General features: G+C 63.4%; 19 protein-coding genes. 12 read left to right on the top strand and 7 right to left on the bottom strand.

What is annotated here, in order from left to right:
- The first annotated feature begins 103 nt into the window (after positions 1-103).
- Positions 104-1,293, top strand: a protein-coding gene (locus ASG76_RS02310) for an IS3 family transposase (RefSeq protein ID WP_157558900.1) whose coding sequence is annotated in 2 segments (ribosomal slippage) — positions 104-385 and positions 388-1,293 — 1,188 coding nt in all. Because the reading frame shifts where the segments join, the coding sequence is not laid out codon by codon here.
- A 571-nt stretch (positions 1,294-1,864) separates the two neighbouring features.
- On the opposite strand, the gene ASG76_RS02305 is transcribed toward ASG76_RS02310, so the two are convergent.
- The gene (locus ASG76_RS02305; protein WP_056599382.1) at positions 1,865-4,021 is read right to left on the bottom strand and encodes a DUF4062 domain-containing protein; all 2,157 of its coding nucleotides are present in this window, start codon (positions 4,019-4,021) and stop codon (positions 1,865-1,867) included.
- A 245-nt stretch (positions 4,022-4,266) separates the two neighbouring features.
- On the opposite strand from ASG76_RS02305, the gene ASG76_RS02300 reads away from it, so the two are divergent.
- Positions 4,267-5,625: a hypothetical protein gene (locus ASG76_RS02300; RefSeq protein WP_157558899.1), complete on the top strand. Its 1,359-nt coding sequence runs from the start codon at positions 4,267-4,269 to the stop codon at positions 5,623-5,625.
- Between the two features lie 24 nt (positions 5,626-5,649).
- Entirely contained in the window at positions 5,650-6,546 is an 897-nt protein-coding gene (locus ASG76_RS18955) for a hypothetical protein (RefSeq protein WP_157558898.1), read from the top strand.
- 228 nt (positions 6,547-6,774) lie between these two features.
- On the opposite strand, the gene ASG76_RS02295 is transcribed toward ASG76_RS18955, so the two are convergent.
- Positions 6,775-7,200, bottom strand: a complete 426-nt coding sequence (locus ASG76_RS02295; RefSeq protein WP_056599376.1) for a hypothetical protein — start codon at positions 7,198-7,200, stop codon at positions 6,775-6,777.
- Between the two features lie 211 nt (positions 7,201-7,411).
- Here ASG76_RS02295 and ASG76_RS02290 point away from each other — a divergent pair, with 211 nt between their 5' ends.
- Together ASG76_RS02290 and ASG76_RS02285 are read left to right on the top strand one after the other, a co-directional pair.
- The gene (locus ASG76_RS02290; protein ID WP_157558897.1) at positions 7,412-8,182 is read left to right on the top strand and encodes a hypothetical protein; all 771 of its coding nucleotides are present in this window, start codon (positions 7,412-7,414) and stop codon (positions 8,180-8,182) included.
- Between the two features lie 69 nt (positions 8,183-8,251).
- Positions 8,252-9,799 (top strand): gamma-glutamylcyclotransferase, encoded by a 1,548-nt coding sequence (locus ASG76_RS02285; protein WP_056599370.1) that lies wholly within the window; start codon positions 8,252-8,254, stop codon positions 9,797-9,799.
- Between the two features lie 23 nt (positions 9,800-9,822).
- Here the strand turns inward: ASG76_RS02285 and ASG76_RS02280 are convergent, their stop codons facing one another.
- A complete protein-coding gene (locus ASG76_RS02280) occupies positions 9,823-11,271 on the bottom strand; it encodes a hypothetical protein (protein WP_056599367.1) in 1,449 nt (482 codons plus the stop codon).
- Positions 11,272-11,431: 160 nt separating this feature from the next.
- Here ASG76_RS02280 and ASG76_RS18950 point away from each other — a divergent pair, with 160 nt between their 5' ends.
- The 3 genes from ASG76_RS18950 (at position 11,432) to ASG76_RS18945 (ending at position 15,402) form a co-directional block, all read left to right on the top strand.
- On the top strand, positions 11,432-12,103 hold the full coding sequence (locus ASG76_RS18950) for a hypothetical protein (protein WP_157558896.1): 672 nt from the start codon (positions 11,432-11,434) through the stop codon (positions 12,101-12,103).
- A gap of 191 nt (positions 12,104-12,294) precedes the next feature.
- Complete coding sequence (locus tag ASG76_RS02270) at positions 12,295-13,554, top strand: hypothetical protein (protein WP_056599363.1); 1,260 nt, start codon at positions 12,295-12,297, stop codon at positions 13,552-13,554.
- Positions 13,555-13,809: 255 nt separating this feature from the next.
- Positions 13,810-15,402: a hypothetical protein gene (locus ASG76_RS18945; RefSeq protein ID WP_157558895.1), complete on the top strand. Its 1,593-nt coding sequence runs from the start codon at positions 13,810-13,812 to the stop codon at positions 15,400-15,402.
- Here ASG76_RS18945 and ASG76_RS18940 read toward each other — a convergent pair.
- Positions 15,381-15,806 (bottom strand): hypothetical protein, encoded by a 426-nt coding sequence (locus tag ASG76_RS18940; RefSeq protein ID WP_157558894.1) that lies wholly within the window; start codon positions 15,804-15,806, stop codon positions 15,381-15,383. The genes ASG76_RS18945 and ASG76_RS18940 overlap by 22 nt on opposite strands.
- Positions 15,790-19,794: a type ISP restriction/modification enzyme gene (locus tag ASG76_RS02260; protein WP_056599356.1), complete on the bottom strand. Its 4,005-nt coding sequence runs from the start codon at positions 19,792-19,794 to the stop codon at positions 15,790-15,792. The genes ASG76_RS18940 and ASG76_RS02260 overlap by 17 nt, the downstream gene beginning before the upstream one ends.
- Positions 19,795-20,060: 266 nt before the next feature.
- On the opposite strand from ASG76_RS02260, the gene ASG76_RS02255 reads away from it, so the two are divergent.
- The gene (locus ASG76_RS02255) at positions 20,061-20,822 is read left to right on the top strand and encodes a recombinase family protein (protein WP_082587181.1); all 762 of its coding nucleotides are present in this window, start codon (positions 20,061-20,063) and stop codon (positions 20,820-20,822) included.
- Positions 20,823-21,411: 589 nt separating this feature from the next.
- Here ASG76_RS02255 and ASG76_RS02250 read toward each other — a convergent pair.
- Positions 21,412-21,687 (bottom strand): helix-turn-helix transcriptional regulator, encoded by a 276-nt coding sequence (locus tag ASG76_RS02250; protein WP_056599353.1) that lies wholly within the window; start codon positions 21,685-21,687, stop codon positions 21,412-21,414.
- Positions 21,688-21,751: 64 nt separating this feature from the next.
- Between ASG76_RS02250 and ASG76_RS02245 the strand changes: the two genes are divergently transcribed.
- The 3 genes from ASG76_RS02245 to ASG76_RS02235 all read left to right on the top strand — a co-directional run bounded on the left by ASG76_RS02245 (position 21,752) and on the right by ASG76_RS02235 (position 23,427).
- Positions 21,752-22,306 carry a hypothetical protein gene (locus ASG76_RS02245; RefSeq protein ID WP_056599350.1) on the top strand — a complete coding sequence of 185 codons (555 nt, stop codon included), beginning with the start codon at positions 21,752-21,754 and terminating at the stop codon, positions 22,304-22,306.
- Positions 22,307-22,480: 174 nt separating this feature from the next.
- Positions 22,481-22,723 carry a hypothetical protein gene (locus tag ASG76_RS02240; protein ID WP_056599347.1) on the top strand — a complete coding sequence of 81 codons (243 nt, stop codon included), beginning with the start codon at positions 22,481-22,483 and terminating at the stop codon, positions 22,721-22,723.
- Between the two features lie 155 nt (positions 22,724-22,878).
- Positions 22,879-23,427, top strand: a complete 549-nt coding sequence (locus ASG76_RS02235; protein WP_157558893.1) for a hypothetical protein — start codon at positions 22,879-22,881, stop codon at positions 23,425-23,427.
- A 79-nt stretch (positions 23,428-23,506) separates the two neighbouring features.
- Here ASG76_RS02235 and ASG76_RS18640 read toward each other — a convergent pair whose 3' ends face one another.
- Positions 23,507-24,754 (bottom strand): helix-turn-helix domain-containing protein, encoded by a 1,248-nt coding sequence (locus ASG76_RS18640; RefSeq protein ID WP_082587179.1) that lies wholly within the window; start codon positions 24,752-24,754, stop codon positions 23,507-23,509.
- Positions 24,755-24,859 lie beyond the last annotated feature (105 nt).

The raw sequence follows: 24,859 nt of genomic DNA, 5'->3' as shown, positions 1-24,859 counted from the left end.
TCTGGCGATGGTCCTGGTGTCGTCGGTCCTCAAACGGGACTGCTGCACGGATAGGTGACATCTGAATCTGCGTCGATGTGTCGGCGCTGGAAGGATGTTCACCATGCCAAAGGCGTTCCCCAAGGAGTTCCGCGAGGACGTGATCCGGGTCTACAAGGACTCTGACTCCTCAGTTGCCCAGGTCGCGAAGGACTTCGGCATCTCGCCGTCGTGTCTGAAGCGGTGGCTCACGATCGACGAGCGGAGGTCGTCCCAGACCTCGTCGAGCAGATCGAGCGGCGAGGCTGATGCGCTGCGTGAGGCGAACAAGCGGATCAAGCTCCTCGAGCAGGAGAACGAGGTCCTGCGTCGCGCTGCTGCGTATCTGTCGCAGGCCAACCTGCCGGGAAAATGATGTACCCGCTCGTCCGCGAGTTGGCCGCTGACGGTGTCCCCGTCGCGGTGACGTGCCGGGTCCTCAACATCGCGCGCCAGCCCTACTACCGCTGGCGCGCGAACCCGGTCACCGACGCCGAGCTGGCCGCGGCGTACCGCGCCAACGCCCTGTTCGACGCCCATCGTGATGATCCGGAGTTCGGCTATCGGTTCTTGGTCGACGAGGCAGCAGAAGCCGGTGAGCCGATGGCTGAGCGGACCGCCTGGCGGATCTGCTCCGAGCTGGGCTGGTGGTCCTCGCACGGGAAGAAGCGCACGAAGAACGGCAAGAAGCCCGGCCCGCCGGTGCACGACGACCTGTGCGCCTTCGTCGACAAGCACGGCGTGACCCGCCACGAGTTCAACGCTGACAGTCCGAACGAGTTGTGGCTGGGCGACATCACCGAGCATTGGACCGCGGAAGGCAAGCTCTACGTCTGCGCGATCAAGGACGTCTACTCCAACCGGATCGTGGGCTACTCGATCGACTCACGGATGAAGTCCCGGTTGGCCGTCGCGGCGTTGAAAAACGCCGTCGCTCGTCGCGGGGATGTGGCCGGTTGTGTGCTGCACACCGACCGCGGGTCGCAGTTCCGAAGCAGGAAGTTCGTCCACGCCATCAACCGTCACGACATGGTCGGGTCCATGGGCCGCGTCGGAGCTGCCGGCGACAACGCAGCCATGGAGTCCTTCTTCGCGCTGCTGCAGAAGAACGTCCTCGACCGGCGTCCCTGGAACACCCGCGAAGAGCTGCGGATAGCCATCGTCACGTGGATCGAGAAGACCTACCACCGCCGCCGCAGGCAGGCTGCCCTCGGACGGTTGACCCCGGTCGAATACGAGCTGATCATGACCACAACCGCCACCCAGGCGGCTTAACCAAAACTGTCACCTGTTCGTGCAGCAGTCCCNCCTCGGACGGTTGACCCCGGTCGAATACGAGCTGATCATGACCACAACCGCCACCCAGGCGGCTTAACCAAAACTGTCACCTGTTCGTGCAGCAGTCCCGTCGACCGTCAGCTTGAGGTGTCTCGTCGGTAAGTGCACTGGTATCCCCTGTGCACTTCCGGATCGCTGTGCGTGGCCGTCACCGTCCGTCGGCAAAGGGGACTCTTGGCGAGTCCTTCGTAAGCTTGGCTTCGAGCCTGGCGTGAGAACCAACGGGCCCGAGCTCTCGGACCTGCACATCACAGCGGAGTGCCCAGCAGTCAAGAAGTCGTGGCTGTGACTAGGGCGTTGACGCTCCGGAGGCGCGGGCGTCCGCCCTAGATAGCAGTCGCTGCAATGGAGGGGAGGTATCGCGGCCTCGTAACCCAGGCGCGCGCTCCCCCTCACACGACGAGCCCATCCAGGTGAGAGTTGCGGACTTGCGGGGCTTGGTCCCTGCTCGAAAGCTGAGATCCCGCGACGGTGTGAGCTGTAGTGGGCAGACGATGTTCGGCGTTTGCTAATCGTCGACGACCCAGCGATCCATGTCGTAGACGGACAAGGACTCGTCATCGGACACGGTCGCACTGACGTAGACGCGGCGGTCGCCAGCGACTTCCCAGCTCGCCTGACATTCGAACCTGATGTCATTCCAGCCCTCGTCCCGGCATCTGATGTAGTCGTCGGGCCTTTGTCGCGATGGGATGTTCTTTTCGGCGCCGGGGTACGCCTCGATAGCCGCCTCTCGGAAGGCCTTCCACGCCTCGTCGTGCCCTTGATCAGGACTGTTCGGAACAATCCACGCCACCAACTTCCATACAACCATGCAGGCGATGACCAGAACTACAAGAGCCCACCCTCCGGCCCCGGACTCCTTCTTCTTGGCCAGTGTGAGCGGGGGCTTGTTCGTTGGGGCCTGTTGTCCCCTAGGTTGAGTGGACGCTAACCGTGTCGTCGAGGTCCGCTCAACCTGCGTAGGCGGCTTGCTTGTTGGGGTCCATGGCTTCCGATTTTGAATGGACGCCAACGGTGGCGCGGACGGCGCCTTGGCCGATGCAGGAATGTCGAAGAGGGAGCCGGTCAGGTCGAGGCTTGGATCCTCTTCCAGGACCTTTGGGACTTGCGGGCGTTGTTCGATCCACTCCATGTCTTCGGTCACATCCGTGACGAAGACCTGGACGTCGCTAACCTGCAGTCTTGAGTGATCCCTGCTCAAGACCCGCACGAATCGGCGACCGGAAAGCTGACCGCCTACCGTCTCAACCTTGCGGGGGACGGTGATGTCGCCACTTTTGCACCGGCCTTCAGGCACGTACTCGATGCCGCTAAGTCCTGGCAGCGGGGCGAACGCGTCGCTGAACGCTTGCATCAAGTCCCGTGCCGTCTCGGTGTCCCCGGTAGTGCGCAGGTTCCGCAGCCGTAGGCTCACCTCATCCCGGTGCAACGCAACGTCCGTGCGATAGCAGCGAACGGCGTCACGCAACCGCTTGCTACTGGCAACGGTGCGGTCGAGACCGATGGGCGCGGCGCTCCTCAGCGCCTTTTGGTGGCGGTCCCTCGTCAGAGCGATGAGGTCACGCTCCACTCGGGCGTCCTCTCGCACGACGGGCATACGCATCAGCGTCACAGCGAAGTCGGGGTAGTAAAAGAAGAGCTGCTGCGCCAACTCCTTCGCCTTGTGCCGTTCATTAAGCCGGATTGCGGCCTCTAGGCCCAGAGCCAGCGCGTCGCGCGAGTTCTCCCGCAGGGTGAGAGCTTGATCGGCACTGGCCAATGCGTCTTCGGGGCTTCCGACCAGAAGTTGCGCCCTGCCCAGAAGGCATAGCGCCGCCACCTCACGTCGCGCGATTATCGCCGCATCCGCCGCTGGCATGTACCGGGTCTGTCGCGCGGACCGAACAGCCTTGAGCGCCATCTCCCCGAGTTGTGTCAGCTGAGTCCGGCGTTCCTGCAACTCCAACAGCCGGCCGTACAGGTAGGTGGTGGCCCAGTCGTCGTACTTCGAGGTCTCGCGCAACACGACGCTCAACCGTTCCTCGGCGGACCTGAGCTGGCCGTCCTGAAGGTCAAGAAGCGCGTCCTTGCGGGCCTCGACCAACTTCGCCGCACTCGGCTCGTGACCCACGCGCCTTTCGTCGAGCCGGTAGGACTCCAGTCCTTCGGCACCCAGGAAGGACAGCTCACGCAGCAGTCCACTGCCGTGGCCAACGTCGGCGTCGTCGTTGCTGAAGTAGAACTTGGAGAGGATGCGGTTGGTAATCGCGTCCACATCGTCGATCGGCGCCTCGCCGCCCACCAGCCGACCCGTCGTAGGCAGGTCCGGGTGCTGCGTCCGCTCGTAGAACTGCCGGGCCCTCGGCGTCATGTCATTGGGGTCTGAAGCGAAGCAATAAACAGGGAGGCCCAGCGTCACTGCCTTGTCCCACTCAGCCTCAGTGATCGATACTTCCCGGCCCGGCGCCATAGTCTCGGAGTACGTCCGACCGAGCAGTACCACAACGGCGTCGCACCCGGCGAGCTCCTTTAGCGAGCGAGCACCGGGTGAGCGCTCGTCGGCCAGCCCGTCGTCGAGATTCACCACCTCGAGACCGACGTCTACGAAGTTGCGCTGTAGCAGCGTGCGGAGGGACCTGAACTCTTCGAAGCGTGAAGCAATGAAAATTCGAGCCTGAGCCAAGACCTTCTCCCTGTTCGCGAAGCAGCAGTCTAGGCAGTGACCATGGAGCCCACAGCCAGTTCGGCAAACGCGTAACGCACCTCGTCAGGAGCGGGCTGCGGCACCTTCAGGTGGCCCGTCGTTACCCCACACCATGGACTCGGCCCCAGGGCCAGCACGCATCTCCTAACCAAGGCAGCGATCTCCGCGGTCTCCTTAGCCCTATTCGGGTCCGCGTGTCCGACTGTCTTCCTAAACTGTGTTCGGTGAGGGGAAATGCCCGGCAGTTGGTGCTCATCGGCGGCGAGAAGCTGTGGTCGGAGATCGACGCCTTAGCCCAATGGGGTTCTGACGTCGAGGCGGTCCACATCCTTCATGCCTACGACGACGAACTCTTCGGGCGTCCGGCAGACCGGCTCGCACGCTTTGTGCGCCGCAACTTCTCGCGTCTCCCGGTGCATCTGGTGGGGCCAGTGGCCGACGACAGCCCAGAGGAGACAGCCGCAGCCATATACAGCCTCGCCGGGGCGGATGGCACGGAACTGTTGGTGAACCTCACCGGCGGCACCAGGCTGATGTTCGCAGGCGGCCTTCAAGGGCTGCGACGCCCGCACGTCACTGGTCTTTACCAACACCTCGGGGTGTGGCACACACTGGACGCGCAGGGAGGGGCGGTTCGCTTGTCTGACGTCGACCCTCGCGCATCCGAGCGTTTTAACGTAGCCGAACTCCTGAAGGTCACCTGGGCAGATGATGAGCGCGAGGTCGAGGTAGCGCCGCCCGCCATCAGCACGAACGTGAGGGCCGCAGCGCGGATGTGCCTCGATGGGTCGCCCTGGTACTCGTCCTTCGAAGCTCTGGGACGCCGCGTCTCGTCGGGCGCACGGATCAGCTACGGACACTTGTTCGAACAGTTTGTGGCCGCAATCCTGCGGGAGGTTGGAGTGGCCGAGGACGACGTTGCCGTTAGCGTGAAACTGATCGACGACGGGACCGCAGTCCAAGAAGTTGACGTCGTCGTCAACTCCCACGGACGTCTTCACGTCGTCGACTGCAAACTGATTACGGACGCTCAGGTGACGGTGCCGCTGGGAGTGCAGATCCGCGAGGCCGAGTCCACCCGACGAGCCTTGGGCGACGGAAACGGGCAACTGGTCCTGCTCCGCCCCAACCAGCGGATCGACGATGCCGCTCGGAGCCTGGCAGCCGCCTTGGATGTGCGCGTCGTGGATCAACGCGTGCTGGCGGAGCGCTCGCTGGTGGACGCCCTCACGCAACTGGTCCAGGCACCCACTCCTGCCCGCGCCATGCCGGCGGACGGTCCCATCGCGCGGCCCGACCTGAGCTCAAAACCCGTCCTCGATCTGCAGCGTCACTTTCTCGACTCTGGTGAACCCTGGGTCGCCTACCACCTAGGCGGGCAGACAGTCCTGAAGTGCCGCTTCGACCCGCCGGGCACCCAGAGCAGTTTCGAACGCCAACTTTCGCTGCGCTTCGAGGGGTCGGTGCATGTGACAAGCGCGTCAGTAAGCACCACCGGCAAGTCAGGCCACGCGGTTCTCCGCCTAAAGGACGTCCGAGAGTTCGAGCATCAATTGGCCCGGATCTCGCGTCAGCCTTGGTGAGAACACCGGCCGAGGGGGGAGTGGATGACCACCGTTGTGATCGATCCATACGCTTCGCTTGCTGACCGTCTCGACGATGACATCGTCTACAGCCGCAACGCGAGCCACGCTCTGATGCTGCTGCACGCCCGGCGCGCCTCACGCAGGAAAATCGACACCCTGTGGTTGAGCTGGGACCTCAGCCGCGGCCAAGGTCCTGGAGAAGGGGAAGATGCGAGTCGGATCGTGTCCATGCTCGCGGAGTCAGCGCGGGCGGGGAGACCATTCCCGATCAACAGAATCATCGTTGTCACTCACAATGCCGAACGACGGCATCAAGCAATTAGTGCCTTGCGGCTTTGGTACGCCGTCGACGCGTTGTCGCCACGCGATGCCGCGCTCCACTCCCCAAGAGGTCACGCAAGACTCCTCGATCATCTCGCTCCGATCGAGCGGCTCAAGCGAGCCGGCGTACAGATTGAGCCAGGCCTCAGCGACGAGGAGATTGAGGTGGTCCAGAAGCGCTTCGGCATCGCATTCTCTGTGCCCCACCGCTCGTTGCTACAGGTTGGTCTGCCGGTAGACCTTAGTGCGCAGACAGTCCGACAGCGGCCTCGATGGCCCGACTGGCGACACGGGGATCAGCGTGAGCTCGAGACTTGGATCCGACGCGCTCCCGCAGCCGCCGATGCAGCCGCCGCCGCACCCGCTCTGGCAGGCCCGCCCCTGATCCCTCTGTGCGACCACCGATACCTCCCGTCGGGGGGACATCTGAAGACTTGCTGGGTCTTCTCCGCCCATGAACTCGACGTCATCTACTACGGGAATGACATCGGTGCCTGGATCGGCCGCGAGTTCGAGGGCGACTCCTGGTCGCCTGAACGCCCTGCATCCGAGGACCGGATCCCTTACTGGTCGGACCTCGCAGAGCGGCTGAGATAGTCCAACTCGGCTCCCGAGTCCTGGGGACCGCGCAGGCGGAGGTTCCGGACACTGCGCGAACCCCGGCATCGACCTGCTCGTCATCGACCGGGGCCCCTTGCTTCCGCGATCACCTGCCCGGACGCAGACGTTCATCAGGACTCACCTGCTGTCAAAGCTCAACGACGTCGTTGGCCGCCTGGCCGCAGGGGAGCTAGACGGCAGCGCTCCCGACCAGCGCCCCCTCACCTAACCCAGGCGGGTGGCTCCGTAGGCGATATCCGTTGTCTCCCGAAACTGCCTGAGCGAGAGGTCGACAGTGACCCCGAAGTGGCAGTAGTCGAGGCTGCCTTCGTCGTCGGACAGCAGGGTGAACTTGGCGCGCGGGTGCTCGTTCGCATCGTCGACAAGTTCGATTTCGACGTCCAAGTTCAACAACGGCTCGTAGTACCTCGAAACGCAGAAATCGTCACGCACCAGACCCGCCTGATGGTCACTCTCAATTGCCACGGCCGCGCTCCACAGGAAGGAGATCACCCCTTCCACACCCGCAGCGGCCCCGGCGAACCTGCGCGTCATTGCCGCGGCGTCGCTATGCAGAGTCACGCGTCCCGTGGCGCCGTCAGTGGACAGGTCAAGGCCGCAGCCGCAGACCGATGTGAGGTTGACGTTCATTGGCTTTCCTTTCGTGGTGGTGACGGAAGGAACCTTGCCTGGAGGGTCGGAACATTCGTGTGGGGTGAATTGCTGGATCTGGCAGCGCAGACGACGACCTGGCTTCAGACTGCTCATCGACATGGGTGGGGGAGCAAGAGACGTGGTGGGACGGCGAGCGGAGTACTCGCCCCTTCGAAGGGTCGTCGCGCTGCTGGAAGAGTTGACCCGCGTGCACGAGGAGACCCGTGGATACGGGGCGCTCACCGACGCCGACCTCATGTCGCGGGTGCAGGCGTACGGCGCAGGTGCCCATGCCGCCAAGACCTTGCGCAATGACAAGAAGGCATTGCGCGAGCGGGGACTCGTGGTCACCAACGTCCCGGTCAGGGACGAGCCACACCTGCGAGGTACGGCTAGGTCCCCCATGCTGGAGAAGTCACCGGACTGGCACCTGACCGAGGACGAGCACTTGGCAGTGCAGTGCGTTCGCGAGGACCTGCGGCGCCGCCATGTGGACGTCGGCCCCACGGACGCCCCTCCCGACGAGAGACGGTCTTGTCGAGTGGATGAGGCCCTGCGACTGGTTCGGCTGCTCGAGGAGCACGAGGGCGATGTAGAAGTCGAGGTGGTTGCCGCTGCTCTGAGGGTAGGGCCACGTCAGGCCGCCCGTTGGCTCACTGAACTGGCAGCCGGGTTCGACGCCGTCGAGGTCACCTACACGCGCGACGAGGACGACCTCACCCTCGACGACCTCGTCTCGGCACGCATGAGGCGCACCTCGGCAGATCCGGACCACCCGCTTAGCCGGACGGGAACGGACCTTCTCGGCCTCTTCCCATACTCACGTCCCGAGGTCGACGAGCGCCTCAACCTGTTGGCTGACTACGCCGAAGCCGTGGCACGCGGCGACGTCACTAAACCTGTGGGCCAGACGTTGCTGGACTCAGTGCGCTGGAAGTTGGAGTCCTGGCGCGACTTCCTGACCACCACTCTGACGTGAATGTTCCGACCCTGTCCGTAGAACTTCCCACACACGGCTCGACCGGAGCCGGACACCGAAGGAGCCGACATGCCCGATCACGCTTCACTTCTGCGACTCGCCCACCTGATTGTTGCCACCGCCGAGCAGGACCTCATCGCTGCCCAGCGGCTCGCAGCACACGCCGTCGCCGACACCATGCGATCCGGCGGTGCCACCGTCACCCTGGGCGAGTACGCCGGCTACACCTCCGCCGAGGTGCACGGACGTGACGGCCGTGCGATGGTCATCGTTCCCCTCTATGACTGGGAGCCCGACCCTGAGCTCGGGCTCGCCTCGCCCGGCACGTGGGAGTACGCCGTGCGTGACGCCGACGGCGGCCTGCTCCCCCGACCTGATGGCGTCGACACCTTCGGCTGTGCCTCGATCTGGCATGCGGGTGACTTCGGACTCCAGCTGGACGAGGGCACCGACCAGCACCATCACATGCAGAAACTGATGGCTGACCTGCTCGGGTGGGCTCTCGTCCTTGGTGCGAATGACCCGTTGGGCCGCGTCGCCCCGGGCCAGCAGGCCACCGACTACGCTGTTGATCCCTACCCTGGTCAGCGTCCCTACGGTTCCGTCGTCATTGATGACGCAGGGTTCTGCTGGCCGGTCAGCCCTGACGAGGCACAGCCAAGCGGCTGGGCCGTGTCGGGCGACGAGGACTCGGTCTGTCTCGACGAGTGGCTCGCCACGTTCGGCGCTGCGCCGCTGGCCGAGCGGATTCCGCTCGTGGGGTACGGCTCGAACGCCTCCCCCGGCAAGGTGCTTGCGAACGGCACTCCCCTGCCCTCGGTACATCTCGCGTGCACAATGGAGGACCTGGCCTCGGTCTGGTGCACGGGCGACACCGCGGCAGGGCGTACGCCGGTCACGCTTGACGTCGTCACTGGGCACTCCGAGGAGGCAGTGGTGGTGATGTGTGACCTCGCCGAGATGCGCACCTTGGACCGCGTCGAAGGCCGGAGCAGCAGGTGGTACGACCTGGTGCTGCTCAATGAGGGTCGAGTCGTGCTCGAGAACGGCGCACGTCTGTCGCGCCCCGCGGCGTACGTCGGGGGGCGCACCGAGCGCCGCCCCATGCGACTGGGCGGTCAGCCGCTGCTACGCGTCGATGTGGACCAGGCCGAGGTCCGCGCCCTGAGGTCACGCATCACCACCGAGCCCGCCACCTCCGCGATTGACCTCGGGCCGGTGGTCGCGCCCGGCCGCTACCCCGCACCTGGGGAATGCGTGCCCTACGTCTTCGTCTACGGCACGCTGAAGCCGGGAAACGAGCGCTGGCACCTGTTGGAGCCGTACGTCGCCGGCGAACCCGTGGACACCACCGTGGTCGGTGACCTCCGGGACACCGGCAACGGCTACCCCGCCCTCAGCGCCTCCAGCGACCGCAAGGCAAGCGGCGTGCTTGTGGAGTGCCTTAAGGACGAGGCGGGGGCCCTGCTCGAACTCCTCGACAACGTCGAAGGAGTTGAGTCCGGGCTGTTCACGCGTCAGCTTCGGAACGTCGGTGGGCAAGGTGCGTGGGTCTACGTCGCTGCGAGCCTTGCCGGACGCGGTCACAGCATCGACACGTGGCCGCCATCAGGTTAGTTGTGCCCTTGCCCTGAGCGGGTTCACTCCCCCTCCGAGCCCCGGAACTCGTCAGTGAGCACGATGAATCCCTGGCCCTTCAGCAGCTCCTGCAGGCGCGGACCATGCGCTGGGCTCTCGACGCACAGGGCGTCAGAGCCGGCATTCACACCAAACAGGACGGGGATGTCGTGCGCGATGGCCACGTCGAGCACCGTAACGAGGCTGGTTTCCTCACCGAAGACCCAGAGCCCGCCGACCTCGTCGTAGTCAATGATGCGCACCCAGGGCGTGGTCTTGGGGTGTTGCGGGCGGTCGTCCACGCGCCGGAATCGAACCGTTGGCCCCCGCGTTTTGGTGTCGTAGTAGGCGGCGTAGCCCAACACGTGAAGAGTCGGGTCTGCATCCAAGATGCGTGCCACACTCGCGACGAGCCCATCATCTGAGCCCACCAACCTCAGGTCATTCACGCTGCCGAAACCATCGGCGCAGTCCCCGGAATGCAAGTCCACCGCGTAGTCGAAGCCCGCGCCACTCAACAGGGACGCCGAGCGCCCATAGGCGCGCTGGGGACACCGAAGGTGCACTGTCCCGCTCTCGTGCTGGATGACCAGCACGGGTTGGGTCGGGAACAGCGGCGATATGCGGGTGGCCGTCGCGGCGGGGAAGAACTCCTCGACCCGCGCAAGCCGGTCGTAAACCTGCTCGGCATGACGAGGTCCGTCGAATGGCACCCCCAAGACGCCCAGGACCGCGCGGAGCATGTGACGACGCGCCGTGTGGCGCAGGGGAACCCCACGCTTGAGGTCGAGAAGCCCTACGGGTGCCCCGTCGAGCGTCACCGTGTTTCCGTGGATGCGCATGACGTGCGTTGAAGGCAGCCATGGCCCGCTGTCATTCCCGTACCGGCGGGCCCAGGGACCGGCGCTCCATGGGTCGGTGGGGTCCGTGTCGGGGACGCTGCCATCCGCGTGTGAGCGCATCAGCACTCGGACGTCTGCCTCCCACGTCGCGTGCGGCCGGTCGGGACTCGAAACCAGTCGCAGCGGCCCGAGCGACACCGCCGTGGCGTATTCATCGACCTGCACCTCGTGCAGGCGGTGACCGCGAACGGTTGTCACGAGCGACGTCCCCGCGTCGTTACCGACCATCGACCTGCGCACCCACACACGCGGAAGACTCTGGAACGCCGGCGTCCAACCGATGTCGGCGGCGTACACACCGCGACGCTGGCGCAGCATGTCTTTCACCTCGGCTGCGGTGGGTGCTGACGTGGTGATGACCTCGAAGAACAACTCGTCGGCCATCGAAACCTCCCACACGCCGTCCATGGCGGCGTCAGGTGAGGCCGTGAGAACAACGTCGAGGTGCTCGACCACGCGAACGCGTCCGTGACGGGCACGGGTCACGACCGCGTAGTAGGTCGCGCGGTCTCCTCTGGCCTCGACCGGCGCGGTGACGGAGATGAGTGTGTACATTGCGAACTGGGACATGACCCCTCCTGGGGTGCTTGAGATTCGGTCGATTCCGACACGGCACATGTGTACGGACACCCCTCGTTCGCTCTCCATTGAGGCGGTTTCACGCTCAAAGTCAGGGGTCTTCCCCCGTCGCCAGTTGACACACCTATTGCGGCTCCTCCAGATTGCACCGATGAGCTTCACCACGGCGCAGGCGGCCGAGGCTCTTGGCGTCACGCCCGCACGTGTTCGAGCACTCGCCAAGTGCGGGCGCCTTCAGGCAGTTCGAGGAGAGCAGGGTCAACTGTTGATCGACGCCGGCTCAGTCGAAGCGCAGCGACTTTCATCATCGGACAATGCACCGCGAGCCATGTCCCAGCCCATCGCGTGGGCCGTCGCCGATCTCCTCGACGGTGGAACCGCCCCGTGGATCAGCGCCAGTGAGCGATCACGACTGAAGCGACGCCTGTCAGAAAGACCCCTCGACCCCATACTGGTAAGGCGCTGGCTAGCCAAGCGTGCCGACACGACGACCATCTACGGCATCAATCAGCGCTCCTGGAGTCGCCTCATGACCGGGTTTCCCGAAGTCGTGCGAGCAGCCGAATTCCTCTACGTGACTAGCGAGCTAGAGAACATGCTGGTGCGCAGGCTCCGCCTCCGGCCGGTGCAGCATGACCGATCTGTGATCACCATCCGTACCGTCGTCGGTGGCTACCACCTCAGGACGCAGGCAGGTACGTCGCACCAAGCGACCCTCCCGAGGCTCATGCGGATCGCTGACCTCCTCGATAGTCCCGAGCGCCAGCATCAGCTTGAGGGCCAGACTGTGCTGACCAAGCTGGTTACCGCGCAGAGCAGTTGACCAGTCGCCCCAGGGGAGACCTCCAGCACCGGTGGGACCCCCTTAGTACGGCCCATCTATGCCAGTCGGAGACCTGGCAGCCGAATGCGACGAGATTCGCGATCCCGCGGCGCACCGTCAGCAGAGCAAGCACACTGTATGGGAGCGTCCCGCGACCTCAGCCCACACCGACGCTCACGACGGGAGACCCTATGACTTCGCTGACCGGCAACGCGCCTGTCGCAGCCGTCTACGACGGCATCATCGACGCTGACAACCTGACCACCAATGACCCGGAGCTCGTTGCAGAGGTACTGGAGCTCAACGACGAGCACGCGGCCGGTGCGGTCTGCCAGGAGGTCTTCAACCTGGGAGTGGCGGTGCGACGGTTGGCCCAGACCGACAATGAGGTTGCCCGGCTGGAAGAGCAACTCGGCAGATTCGAAAACCAGATTCGAAGCCTTACAGATCAAGCGACGCTGCAGCTGCAACAGCAGGTCGAGGCCGCCATCGACCCCGCACGAGGCGCCATCCCGGCCGCAGCCCGCGACAGCAGCCAGGTGCTCCAGGAGGCGATCAAGCAGGCACTCAACGCAAACGACCGTGAGAGCGCAGCGAGCCAGCTCCTCGATGCTGTCCAAAGTCAATCGCAGGCCGAGCTGACAGGGGCTGTCGCCCAGATTCGAGCGATGCTCGACGCGTCTCGCGAGGAGAGCCCACTCGGTCAGCTGCGTCGCGAATTGCTCGAGGGGTTCGCGAGCCCACTTCACCAGGTGACGCAGCAGATGACCGCGGTGCACGCGCTAGTGGTCGAGAGGCGGGATCTAGCCACGACTCCGGCTGACGGGCTGGAGTACGAAACGGTGCTGGGTGAGGTGCTCAATGAGCTTTCCACCACCTGCGGAGACGTGGTCAAGTCGACCGGGACAGATCGTGGCATTGGCGAGTCGAAGATGGGCGACTTCGTGGTGGAGGTATGCGGTCCGAGTGGTCGAACTGCCCGATTCGCCGTTGAGGCGAAGGACTCCAAGCTAGGCCCCAAGGACATGTTGGTGCAGCTCGACGGCTCTGCCCAGAACCGGGACGCCGTGGCATCTATTCTTGTTATGGCACGCGACGACTACGGCTACAAGAAGCAGCCACTCATTCGCATGGCCCCTTCCCGCTACGTGGTGGTCGCGGAGCGAAATGATCCTTCCCACCTCGCGCTGCGGGTGGCCTACCAGATGGCGAGGGCCGACGCCCTCGCCTCGCTCGCTGACGACGATGGTGTTGAACTGGATCTGGACGATCTGCGGCGGCGCATTGACCAGGCGCTGGCCCAACTGACGGCAGTCAGCACAGTGAAGGGTTCGCTGACGTCGGCCGAGAGGGCGATCACGAAGGCCCGATCCGACCTCGATGCCATGAAGATGGGCGTCGAGGAAATCCTCGGTGGCGTGACCGCCGCATTTAGCGCTATCAACGAGTGAGCACCCAGGCACGTCATCGGTCGGGTCAGCCAATCCTTGAGGGCGTGCCCGCTAGTCGTCGTGCACGCTAGTCGGGTCTACTGCGAACGCATCATTGGGTGGATCCAAACTTCTTCGCCGGACCTCGTATCGGCCGGGTCGTCATCATCGCAACGCCAGCCGCCGGTCCGGCTAACCAGCCTCGGTCGGTGCGCGGGCCTCGCAGATAGCGACTTAATGCCCGAGCAAGTCGCACCCTCTACTAACCTCATACTCGTGCGAGAAAAGAAGCCATCATGGTTAATCGTAGGGCTCGTCGCGTTTGTCCTCTCCTACAACTGCATCACAGCATGGCGCGAGGCGTCTGACCCCGAGGTCTTCGCCGTGTTCTACCTCGGTCTTGCTGCCTTCGTCGGCACATACTCAGTGCTTGACGGTCAAGCGGACCAGCCGAGCCCGTGGATGGCTGCCGGCTTGATCTTGGCGCTATTCACCACCTTCGGCGCCGCAACCTCAGTGCTGCTACACCTCTCGCGTACGCGCATCGCTCGGCTCTCAACAGCCCGGCGGAGGGGCGGCGTTGTCATTATCGGGTCATCTGCTGAGGCTGACGCCATCGCTAGATCCCTCGACGGTGAGGCGCGCGCGTCGCTGGTCCGCATTCATGAAGACGGGCCAGCCAGCGGCCGCGGATCGATGCTGCTCCAAAACTGGCAAGACATCGGAGATGACCCACTGGCGGAGAAGCTCGTTCGAGCCGCAACCTCCGTGGTCGTTGCCGGTTCGTCGGATACCGTTAGCGCTCGCCTGGCGGCCGCTGCCCGACCCTTGATGCGGCAGTCGCGCCCATTCCAACTCGTGCGGTCGTCTGATCTGGCTCGCGCTCTTCGGCCCAGCGTTCTGACTACCCTCCCAGAGGCGGAGGGTTTCCACCCAGCCGACAACATCGGGCAACTCGTCGCAGCTGCTCTAGTCGCTCATGGGCGTGACCGTAAAGTACCGGTGCTCGTTTCGTTTGTCGCCTGTGGGGTAAGTCCTCTAGTTACTACCATCCAGATGTGGCTGGCAAATACGAGTTCCGCGACGAACCTAATTAAGGGACAACCAAGCTTCGCTTTTGTCCCCACAGAGGCGGAGGCAGAGGTCTGCGTGGTAGCTGGCGTGCCAGAGAGGGTCGCCGCCGAGGTGGCGCGGCAGAGCAGTGAACGGGCCGTGGTCGCTGCTGTTGCGGCCGACCTTCTCGGTTCCGTGGCGCTCCCACAGGCTTCACGTCTCCACAAACTGAAGGAGTGGAGCCCGGGATCGCCGCTTGTGCGGGGGGACGTGCTGGTCGTTGACCCGGATGCTGATGGTCTCGACCACCGGGTAGTAACGGATGGGCTAGATGTTCAATGGGGACGGGCCTTTGATGACGCCTACACAAGCCTCTACGTCGCTGCGCACCCCGGCACGAGCGGGTCCGCCTGGAGCGTTGGAAGTCTGGGGCGCAACGAACAGTCGTCCATCGCCGCTGCAAAGTACATGCTTGCGGTGTTGGGCGAACACGGCTTCGAGTTGCGGTCAGGTACAGGCTTGGGCTGGGTTGACGGTCCTCCTTCGCCTGAAGTGATAGATCGCATGGCGCGGATGGAGCACGACGAGTGGTGGAAACGGCGAATGTGGACTGACCCCGAGGGCGTTGAACGTCGGGTGTCACTGAGGCTTCAGTCTGACGGCACGTGGCATGACGGGCCACACTGCCGTGAGTTCGAGGAGTTGGACCCCTCGACCAGGGACTACAACCACGACGTGATCGCAAAGGTGTACCCGGCGCTGGCGGCAATGTTTGGATACGGGATCCGGAGAGTTCAGCCCACAACCGGTTCGTAGCGGCGCTTGAACTCACGGTCAGGAACCGGCCAAGCGTCGCCCCCAGGGTTACGCACTACCCAATCGCCAGCATTCCCGGTCGCAGGTCCCTCCATCGTGGCTATGGTCACTTTGACGGCTAACTGGCGGGCAACAACCAATGCAGTCTTTGTAAAACTGCCGCTACCGACCTCGCGATAAGTTGTCGCGAAAACGTCTGCCGCCACCGTCCAACTGCTCTCGCCGTCTGAGACGAGCCAGTCGCCCGCTTCCGCGGTCAGGTTGCTTCCAGAAGCCGTTTTCCATGTCACCTGCTCGCCAAGGCGCTTGGCGGTGACAACGACACGTGAGCGGTAGGACTGCGCGCCCTCAAGGAAGTTGCGCACATCTGATGGCGTCCAGGTGGAGTCAGCCCTCGGCGTCATCATCCTCGTCTCCAGCGAGAGTCTCGAGAAGCGTGGGTCCTTTGACAGACGGAGCGGCCGTCTCGGCAGCCGAGGGTTGGGGTAGCTCGAGATTCGTGAAGACGTCGCCGGCGATCACTCGATCGAGCAACATCGCGCCCGTGGTGGCCGACATGGCGATCTGCTCCACCGCCCAGAGGAGTTGAATCAGTTCTTCGTCGAACGTCCACTTCGTGGGTTGCAGACTATCGAGCGGACCTTTGAGACCCTTCTTGTCGCGCATCCGGTAGCCGAGCCATGACGAAACCACTCGAAGTCCAGAAACCTCGAACTCCCATACGGCGGGCGAGACGCCGCTAATCAAACCCTCACCGAGGTTCAGGACGCTCGACGCTGCTTCGTACCTGTAACTCTCGGGATAATCGCCAGCGCTCGGTGATCTTTCAATCCTTGCGGTGCCAGAAAATCCTGCTGGCACCGCCTCTTGAAACCGCTCCCCATAAGTCTCTACACCAATGAGCATGCGACCGAAGCTAACAACTTCACGGAATAGATCGGCAGACTTGGTTATTGGTACTCGAGCCGAAGACTCACTGAGTTCAGTGTAAAAGCGCTCGGCGTAGGCAGCGGATCCCAGAACGCCGACGATGTAGCAAAACAGTTCTTCAGCCTGCACGAACTCGCCGAGTGTCTCGGAGAGAAGTCCCAGCAGTGCAGAGTTGACGTTGGCCTCTGTGCCCTGGGCGTTCCTCCACAGCGGATGCGCGTCCTTCTCGCCCTTTCCTGCGAAATAGTGCAAGTCGGGAATCTCGGCGCTAACGGTCGCAGCCGGACCGAATCCCAGCACATTTGTAGTGGAAGTCTGAGTCGTGAGGAATATCTGCGTCGGTCCGTAGGACTGCCACAAGGGTGTACGCATCCGGTGGCACAACCGGGGGTCCGGCAAGCACCACATCCGGTCGAAACTGCGAAACCCGTAGCGCACCGGCTCGACAATGCTCAGGACCGCATTGGGCGATGACAGAGCAGGAAGCGTCCTGCCACTTCGCGGCTCCACCTTGACAGAGTCGATCGACAGGCCGGTCGGAACACCCGTCTTCTTGTTCCGCGGCGTCACGAACTTCTCAGGGTCGGGCTTCCCCCCCAATCCCTGCGTATTAAAGAGTTTGTCCCACCGGTCGCGGAGCGTGTCAGCGTCTGGCGCAATCGGCCATGTGCGAGCGAACTGAACACCCGAATACGACCACGGCAACATCTTGTCCAGGGTCGGCCATCCCCAAAAGTCAGACTGGCCGACAGGTACGAAGGGTATTGCGAAATCCGTGAGCGAGTCGTCGTTGACCTGGGCCCATTCCGTATCACCGACCTGAAGCCCGGATACTTCGTCCAAGGACTCCAGCTTCTGCGCCCGAGAGCCTTCGATACGGCGGTACCGAACGGTTGCCGCCGTCCTTTGATGTTTTGCTACGGACCTTTTGGCTTGTGATTCACTCGGTCGCTGAATACCCACAAAGATGGCGACTGATGTCTGGATAGCGAACACGTTGTCCTCTTTGCGTGCGCCGCGACCGCCACCCCCAAGATCAATGATCCAAATTTCGTCAAAGTGGCGTCGCATGTGCTCGCGCACGCCAGCAAATGGCGCGCTGCGTAGGTAAGAAGAGTTGGTGATGAAGGAGACGATTGCGGGGTCGGTGGGGTCCTGTTCGCACGCTTTCCAAATGGCCCAGCGAAGGAAGTACACATAGTCGTCGTTCAGGTTGTGTTTCAACGAACGGCCGTTGCCTGATCGGACGACCGGATCGCGAAAGTCGTTGATGAGTGGGTCGAGATCACCGCTGCCAGTCAGCACGATGTTTTGCGTCTCCACCCCTCCAGCACCCTGACCCGCTTCTCTGTTGGTGCGGTTGTAGGGCGGGTTGCCCACGACGACAGTAATCTTCACTTTGTCACTCTTTACAGCATCTGACTGCTGCTGCTCTGCGATAATCGCTTGTTGGGTCGGGCCCCAGAAAAGCGGCGGCTGCAGCAGCGTTCCGTGTCCCTCCCGGGGCGCTGTCAGGGCGTCGGTGAGATATATGCCGACACCAAATTGATCAAGGCTCGCCCCAGCGTCGGTCAGTTCTTTCGTGAGGCGGAGGTGTGCGACCGAGTAGGCGCCTACAAGCAGTTCAAAGCCAAACAAGCGTCCCTTAAGTGAGTTCGCGGCGAGGGCAACCCGCTGACGCACCAAGTCGTCAGTGGCGACCTCGCCTAGTCCGCCCGCTGAGGCGCTCAACCTGGCAGCAGCTTCTGCTTCAGCAAGGACGTGTTCTGCGGTCGAGAGGAGATAGGTACCGGTACCGGTAGCCGGGTCGAGGACCTTGACGGATCTGTCGCCTAGGCCCGAGTCCCTTTGGAATCGGGTCTTGATGGCGTCGTCGATCATGCGAACCTGCGCCCCGACCACTTCCACAGGCGTGTAGTAAACACCCGCGTCTCTCCGACGCTTCGGGTCGTATTCGGCCAGAAAGTCCTCGTAGAAGTAGAGCCAAGTGTCCTTGCGTGACTTCAGCTTATCCGGATCGACGGCGGCAATGGCTGTCTCGACGAGTCCGATCTGCTCGTCGAGTGGGCCGCGAACCATCGGGTCAGCCAAGAGATCAAGGACTGATCCGAGAAGCACATGTCCGTGTACACGTAGGGACTTTGCGACGTCGTCGGAATCAAGGGGCAGCGAAATACGGTCATTGAGTCGAGCCAGCAAGAGAGCGTATGTGAAGGTCTGAGCCACACTGTCAGCGAAGTCGGCATCTGTTGCGTCAGGCATAAGGGTCTGCTGCCACGTGTTGTGAAGTTGCACCAACCTGCTGCGCGACGGATCGTGCGAATTATTCGCCTTGGTTATCTCGAAGGCCACTGCCTCCCGAAGGATACGCGCCAGAGGCGCCAATCGTTTAGCAAGCGCGCGCGCTGTACGGGGGGCGATAGGCCGCCATCCCACGAAATCGCCGACGAGCTCGGCAAAATTCTTGACGTCTGCCTCGGTCAGTCGGTCATGCGAGTAGTCGTCGAGGTCGACGTGGCCGACCTGGACGCCGCCACGGATAAGCGTCCACTCAAACCCATTGCAGTATAGGAGGTTGGGATGCTTGTCTAGCTTCTTCCACTGCTCGAGGTCGTGCGCTGTCCAGTTGCCTTTGCCGCGGGGATTGGTCGGATCGGCTCCCTTGTCGGGCGCCTTCAACTCGACATGGCCAATGCGGTAACCCGAGCGCTCGTCGAGAACAGCGATGTCCAGCCGCACGTGCGAAACCACGTCGTCGGCGCCTTGGGGATCTTCAGTCCGCGTGGCGAGAGGGCGGCCACTGAGCATTGGGGCCAACGCATCGAGACAAACCTGGATGGGCGCCTTGAGTTGATCTTCTGGGTTTGCCGGATCCCACCTTGCGAACCTCTTATTTACCTTGGCGATGTATTCTTCCAGGACTGGGCGGACGTGTGTCGTTTGGCGCAAGGCGTAGGCCCGCTTCGCCGCCGCAACTATGTTGTCCGCGGTCATCCCAAGCCGCGTGGCAAACTCGCCTGCGTTGAGCACATCGAACGGTTGGCCATCGTGCTCGGGGTCGAGTTTGCGGAGGGCCTTCGGCACCGCCTCGGCGGAAAAAAAGCTCGTCCCTGGAGCGACAGGGCGTCGAACGATCTGAACGACTTGGGTGTCCTTCAACCGCTTCAGGACGATCGGGAGTTCATTCTTGCTGATATATCCGTCGGGTGCGAAGAACTGAGGCGTGTAGACGAGCACCGTCACCTCGGCGCTACGGAGACGCCGCTCAATTTCTTCTTCCCACTCGGCCCCGGATTCAATGTCGTCGTCGAACCAGACCTCCGGAATCAACTCGCCCTGGGTCCGAGCGGAATCCTCAACAGCCTCCCTCAATGCCTTGACGAACTCTCGGCCGCGTCCGTCACCGACTTCATCATCCTTCTTGTAGGAGACGAAGATTGTGACGGGGTCGATGGCAGCCATAAAGGACAGTGTGTCAGAGAGGTCCGACAACGATCAGGCGAACGGCGCCGCCGTGTCGCGCGCCTAATCGAGAACAGCATCGGTGTCAGCTGGCTCTCCCTCACATCACCCAACCGCAGGCCACCACAGCGACGACAACCTCGCAGGCGCCCCCATCCCCCGCGGTGCTCGCCCGCTTCGGCCGTAGCGTCCGAGCCTCCGATCGACACGCAGCCGACGGCACCGATCACTGACAGGAAACGGACGTTTCGTGTCAGGTTCCAGCCATGCATATCCACGCCCCCGTCATCGGCTACCTCCGGGTCTCCACCGAGGAGCAGTCGATCTCCGGGCTCGGACTCGCCGACCAGCGAGCGCTCATCCAGACTGAGGCGAGCCGACGCGGCTGGAACGACCTCAAGTACGTCAGCGACGAGGGCTACTCCGCAAAGAACCTGTCTCGGCCTGGGATCGCATCGGCCCTCAAAGCCCTGGCCTCCGGCGAATCCGAGACCCTTGTTGTGGCCAAGCTGGACCGTCTGTCGCGCTCGCTCCTCGACTTCGCCACCTTGATGGACCGGGCCCGACGCGAGCGGTGGGAACTGGTCGTGCTCGACATCGCGATCGACACCAGCACTCCGAGTGGCGCGCTCATGGCCAACGTGATGGCGGCGTTCGCCGAGTACGAGCGTCAGCTCATCGGAGCGCGTACGACGGCCGCGCTAGCTCAGCTCAAAGCCCAGGGTCGACGGCTGGGGCGTCCGCGCACGATCGACCAATTGGTGGTCGACCGGATCGTGGCAGCGCGGCACGCAGGTCAGAGCGTCTCCGGCATCGCCAGGGCGTTGAACAGTGACCTCGTGCCCACCGCGAGGGGCGGCGCGCAGTGGTACCCGTCCACGGTGCGCGCCGTCCTCGCGTCGGAGTCGCTGGACACCGAAGCTCGAACCTCACAGCCTCATCGGAAGGCGTCCGCCACGTGCGTGCGTGACGCACGCAGCACATTGGGACGTAAGGACGACGACACCATCGAATGCGATGGCCGCTAGCGCCTCGCCCTGCACGCCGTCGCGGCGACACCAGTCGCATCGCTTGAGGTTGGGCTCGATGAGCGGGTCGCGAACGCAGGCTTCGCAGTCGATGTTGGCCCGCCCTTCGCACCTGCCCTCGGGGCAGCCGTTCTCTTCGCAGGTCTCGCCGGCGTAGTGCGCTTCGTCATCCAGCGTGCTCATCCTGATCGTGAGAACACCGCGATCGTGAGTCGGACCCCCGCAGATGCAGCGACCGACACCGATCGCGTATTGGGCTGCAGACGCCGCAGTTTCCAGAACGGGGAGAGGCAGCGACAGTCGATGGAACGTCGTCTCCGGGAAGCCGAGTGCAGACGCGCCATCTGCCGCGACGGCGCGCGCGCGGTGCTCTTGATCGGTTTCATCATCCCACCGATTGAGCGGGCGGTGATCCCCGGACCCGGACGTAGCGAGAACCAGGAGCGCATGGCGTGAAGCGACGTGACGAGCGTTGGGGGTCGGGGACGTAGTGAGTTGGGAGCCAGTCATCAGAGTCTTTCTGGGGGTGTGGTTGATGTGACTCCCGCAGACTTTCTGACGCACTCCTCTACTGTCGCCGCCTCGAAACCTAGAACGTAATACGGTCCGTGGGAGGTACGAGGTCATCCACCGTCACGCCAAGATTCGCTGCCAGGCGGACCACCACCTTGATGGACGGATTGGCAGCGGCCCCTGATGCCACGCGCCCCTTCTCGAGCAACTGATAGTAGTTGCGCGTCATCCCGGCTTGGTGCGCCAGTTCCTCCTGGCTGAGGCCGGCTTCTACCCGCCTCCGCTGCAACTCGTTCCCGAGCTGGGACGCGAACTCCTCCCACGTGGTGGGACTGGAAGGACGTCGAGGCACCTTCAGAGCCTGTGGTCGACGCCGTCCCTAGTCAGCCACATATAGTTGGCATACTGATGCCATCATGGATCCAGACGACTACGACCAACTCCACACCGTCAACCTCGCCTTCAACGATGGGCAGTGGACTGCCACCATCGCGGGCGTTACCGCCGCGACAGACCACGTGCTTGCACATCTCGTGAGAGCCACTTACGCCTTCGTCAACAACACGCGGGGCCCGTACGAGGAGGTGTATTACGAAGTCGAGTTCGTCATCGAGCCTGGGCACACGCCGCTCGGCGTCGTGGAGCCGATGACGTTCGTGACATCTGCCTACGACCCACTCCAGGCGGAGGCGCCGTACGAAACGCTAGTGCTCACGAACACTGAAGCCACAGCGACCGAGGTTCACCAGATCAGGTACGACGGACCGACGGCTACGTCTACTCGTCTTGGGCTCTCACTCAACGACATCGTGGGCCTGGTTCCCGGTCTCTCGATCGCAGGCAGCCGACTGTCCACCCGAGCCGCCACCGACGCTTTGAGCGACATCGACTCCCTCACACCAGACAATCTCCTGAGTGTCTTCGAGGCCTGGCCACCGGCTTCTTGGAAGCGCATTGGGCTCTTCGCCTAGTCCGATGCCCCTCCCCCCTGTGGTCGCAAGTGTTCGTGTCGCTGCCGGCACGACTCGGATCGAATCGAGCGACGGCACCTACACGCGTGCTCCTCGCTTCTCGGAAGCAGCAGCTGCGATGCGGATGGCACACCCCAACCGTGCCGTGGAGTTCGTTTTGACCATCCGGGTTGCGTGATCGGACAGCACGGCCGCCAGGTCATGCTGATCAACGCCGCGTGGATCGACGGTGAGCAGCAGTTGGTCGTCACCTGGCGCGACGCAGAGGAGATCCCGCTCTTCTGTCTTCACGAATTGATCTACAGCGGGGGCTCCCTCGAGGAGTCGAGGTACGTCAACGTCGCCGGGGAGCATCTCGCCGAGCTCGCTGTCGCGGTCGAGCACATGCGCCGTGTCTCCGACACCTACGACAGGTAACCCGCCTGCAGGAGCCGGCGGGGGCGCGCGGGCACGCGCGCGCGTAGGCGAGCAAAGAAACCCCACAAAGGCGCAGGTTCCTCACTCGCGTCTGGCTCCTCCACTCGTCGAGCGAGCCGCACGCGAAACCCTCCACAACGCGGCAAGATGCCCCCATGCCCGGCACGGCCGCACCCGACTTCCCTGAGCTTCCGGACGACTTCAGAAGGTCCATGGAGATTCTCAATCGCGCTTTGGAGCCCCACCGGGACAGCATGAGGCGGATCCAGCTGCAGATCGACGGGACTGCACTCGCAGACTTAAGTAGAACGGCCGAACGCGTTCGGGCCAACCTCGCCCCCAACCTGACAGTTCTGACAGCGGAGACGAACCGCATCCTGCAGGACTTCAGGGAGAACCAGACCACAATCCTGAAGGATCTGGGGCCGCTCATCGATGCGAGTGCTGCCGCACGCATGCTCGAGACGGTTGACACCGCTCCCACGGTGACCGGCGCGGAATCGGCAGCGAGGACTGACCCTGCAGGTACCGACCTCGGAGGACGGTTCACGGCCCAACAACTGCTCGCGGCCGCAACCCTGCTCGCGGGTCTCCACTCATACCTGATGGACCTTCGCGACGCTGACCTCGCCGATGCTGGAACTCTCCTGATCGTCCTTGCTGCACTTGTTGCGATCTACGCGCTGTTAAGCGACACGGAGTAGTCGCACAGCACCTCAAGCGTGGGGCACGTAGTTGCAAGACGTGAGATGACGAGCCAGCGGGCAGCCGGCGCAGCCGAGGCTAGTTCTGGCTCCACCGCATTTCGCTATCGAGCCAGTCGAGTTCGACCGTGGTCAACTCGAGTGTCTGCAGTACGGAGTCGACGCCAGCCCAGTTCGTTCCCCACCAGCTGGTCTCACGCAGGTATGCACCCGGGAAGTCGATTCCCTGTTCAGTCATTCGGTCCCACAGGCTCCTAGCGGCCTCGGGAATCGTGCCGTCGCGCAGATCCTCTGCCCCGCCGCAGCCGAGCAAAGAGAGGGTCTCCACCATGAGCTCCATATCCGTATCGTCGTTACTGCCGTTGATGTCTGAGTGCCAGAGCGAGCGTGAGAGCGCCCGCCGCTGCTTGTGGTCCTTTGAGCGCAGTTGCTCGACCAGCCAGCTTTCTGGGTCAGCGATTGGTCGCTCCCGCCTAGCCAAGGCATCCACGAGATCGCGCAGACCATCCTCGCCGTTGCTGACCTCGACTACGTGACTTCCTGCCTCCTCGAGGATCCAGCGATCGGACTCGAGGAGCGTCGTGAACCCATCGCATTTGTTCATTGATGTGTTAGTTGGGTCTGTTCCTACTCCCTCGGTCTCGCGTACGGGATCAAACGCGGTCTCGCGTACATCTCCATCGCTCTCGCGTACGGGTGCTGTCACCGCTGACGCGGCTTTCCGGGCGCCGGTGAGCATGTGAGCGTCCAGTAGTTCGTACCGAGAGTTGAAGCCGGACTGCCGGGTAACTCGGAGGTACCCAGCCGACTCCAGAGCCTTAGTCCACTCCGCGACGGACTCGCGACGCGTAGACCCCACCAGAGCTGCAAGTGTGACCTCGTCCCTCCAGCGAAGATCGCGATCCTCCCGGGTGACCAGGGTCGTGAGCGCGGCGTACAGCACCCTTGCCCCCGGAGTGAGTCGCGCGTCGCTAAGCACGTCCACTGCCGCTAGCCCGAACTTCTCACCATCAGCCAGCAGCCTTCGATCTCCGAGCGTCATCAGATCCGTAGTACGTCGGCCGCCTGAAGATCTTCGTTTACTCGTAAGCCAGCCAGAGTCCTCCAACTTCTTCTTGGCGGCAGATACTGCTTCCGGCCGAGTCCCGGTGATCCCGGCGATCGTCTTCTGCGACGCGTAGGTCGTGCGCGAACTACGCCTCGCAAAGGCGGCGATCGCGCAGTAGCCGAGCTTCGCAGGGGCAGTCAGGTTCGAGTCCATGAGGACTGCGGGCGCGACGACCGCGAAGAGCGGGAGGTTTGGGGTTGGGCGGAGCGACTGAGACACGGGGAGTCCGATCGAGGAAGCCGCGTTCGCGATTCCACCTCATGGAGGTATCGCGTCGCGGGGGGTGGGGCATGGCCCCTGGTCGCCGCGGACCCTCTGCGACCG

The sequence above is a fragment of the Nocardioides sp. Soil774 genome (assembly GCF_001428125.1).
GTDB lineage: Bacteria > Actinomycetota > Actinomycetes > Propionibacteriales > Nocardioidaceae > Nocardioides.
The sequence above is the reverse complement of the archived record's forward strand: the minus strand, read 5'-3'. Positions and strand labels throughout refer to the sequence as shown.

Excerpts from the sequence above, each read along its gene's own strand:
- ASG76_RS02255 (WP_082587181.1), top strand. The coding sequence starts at position 20,061 with ATGCATATCCACGCCCCCGTCATCGGCTACCTCCGGGTCTCCACCGAG.
- ASG76_RS02285 (WP_056599370.1), top strand. The coding sequence starts at position 8,252 with ATGCCCGATCACGCTTCACTTCTGCGACTCGCCCACCTGATTGTTGCC.
- ASG76_RS02260 (WP_056599356.1), bottom strand. The coding sequence starts at position 19,794 with ATGGCTGCCATCGACCCCGTCACAATCTTCGTCTCCTACAAGAAGGAT.
- ASG76_RS02245 (WP_056599350.1), top strand. The coding sequence starts at position 21,752 with ATGGATCCAGACGACTACGACCAACTCCACACCGTCAACCTCGCCTTC.
- ASG76_RS02280 (WP_056599367.1), bottom strand. The coding sequence starts at position 11,271 with ATGTCCCAGTTCGCAATGTACACACTCATCTCCGTCACCGCGCCGGTC.
- ASG76_RS02295 (WP_056599376.1), bottom strand. The coding sequence starts at position 7,200 with ATGAACGTCAACCTCACATCGGTCTGCGGCTGCGGCCTTGACCTGTCC.
- ASG76_RS02270 (WP_056599363.1), top strand. The coding sequence starts at position 12,295 with ATGACTTCGCTGACCGGCAACGCGCCTGTCGCAGCCGTCTACGACGGC.
- ASG76_RS18940 (WP_157558894.1), bottom strand. The coding sequence starts at position 15,806 with ATGACGCCGAGGGCTGACTCCACCTGGACGCCATCAGATGTGCGCAAC.
- ASG76_RS02235 (WP_157558893.1), top strand. The coding sequence starts at position 22,879 with ATGCCCGGCACGGCCGCACCCGACTTCCCTGAGCTTCCGGACGACTTC.
- ASG76_RS18955 (WP_157558898.1), top strand. The coding sequence starts at position 5,650 with ATGACCACCGTTGTGATCGATCCATACGCTTCGCTTGCTGACCGTCTC.
- ASG76_RS18950 (WP_157558896.1), top strand. The coding sequence starts at position 11,432 with ATGAGCTTCACCACGGCGCAGGCGGCCGAGGCTCTTGGCGTCACGCCC.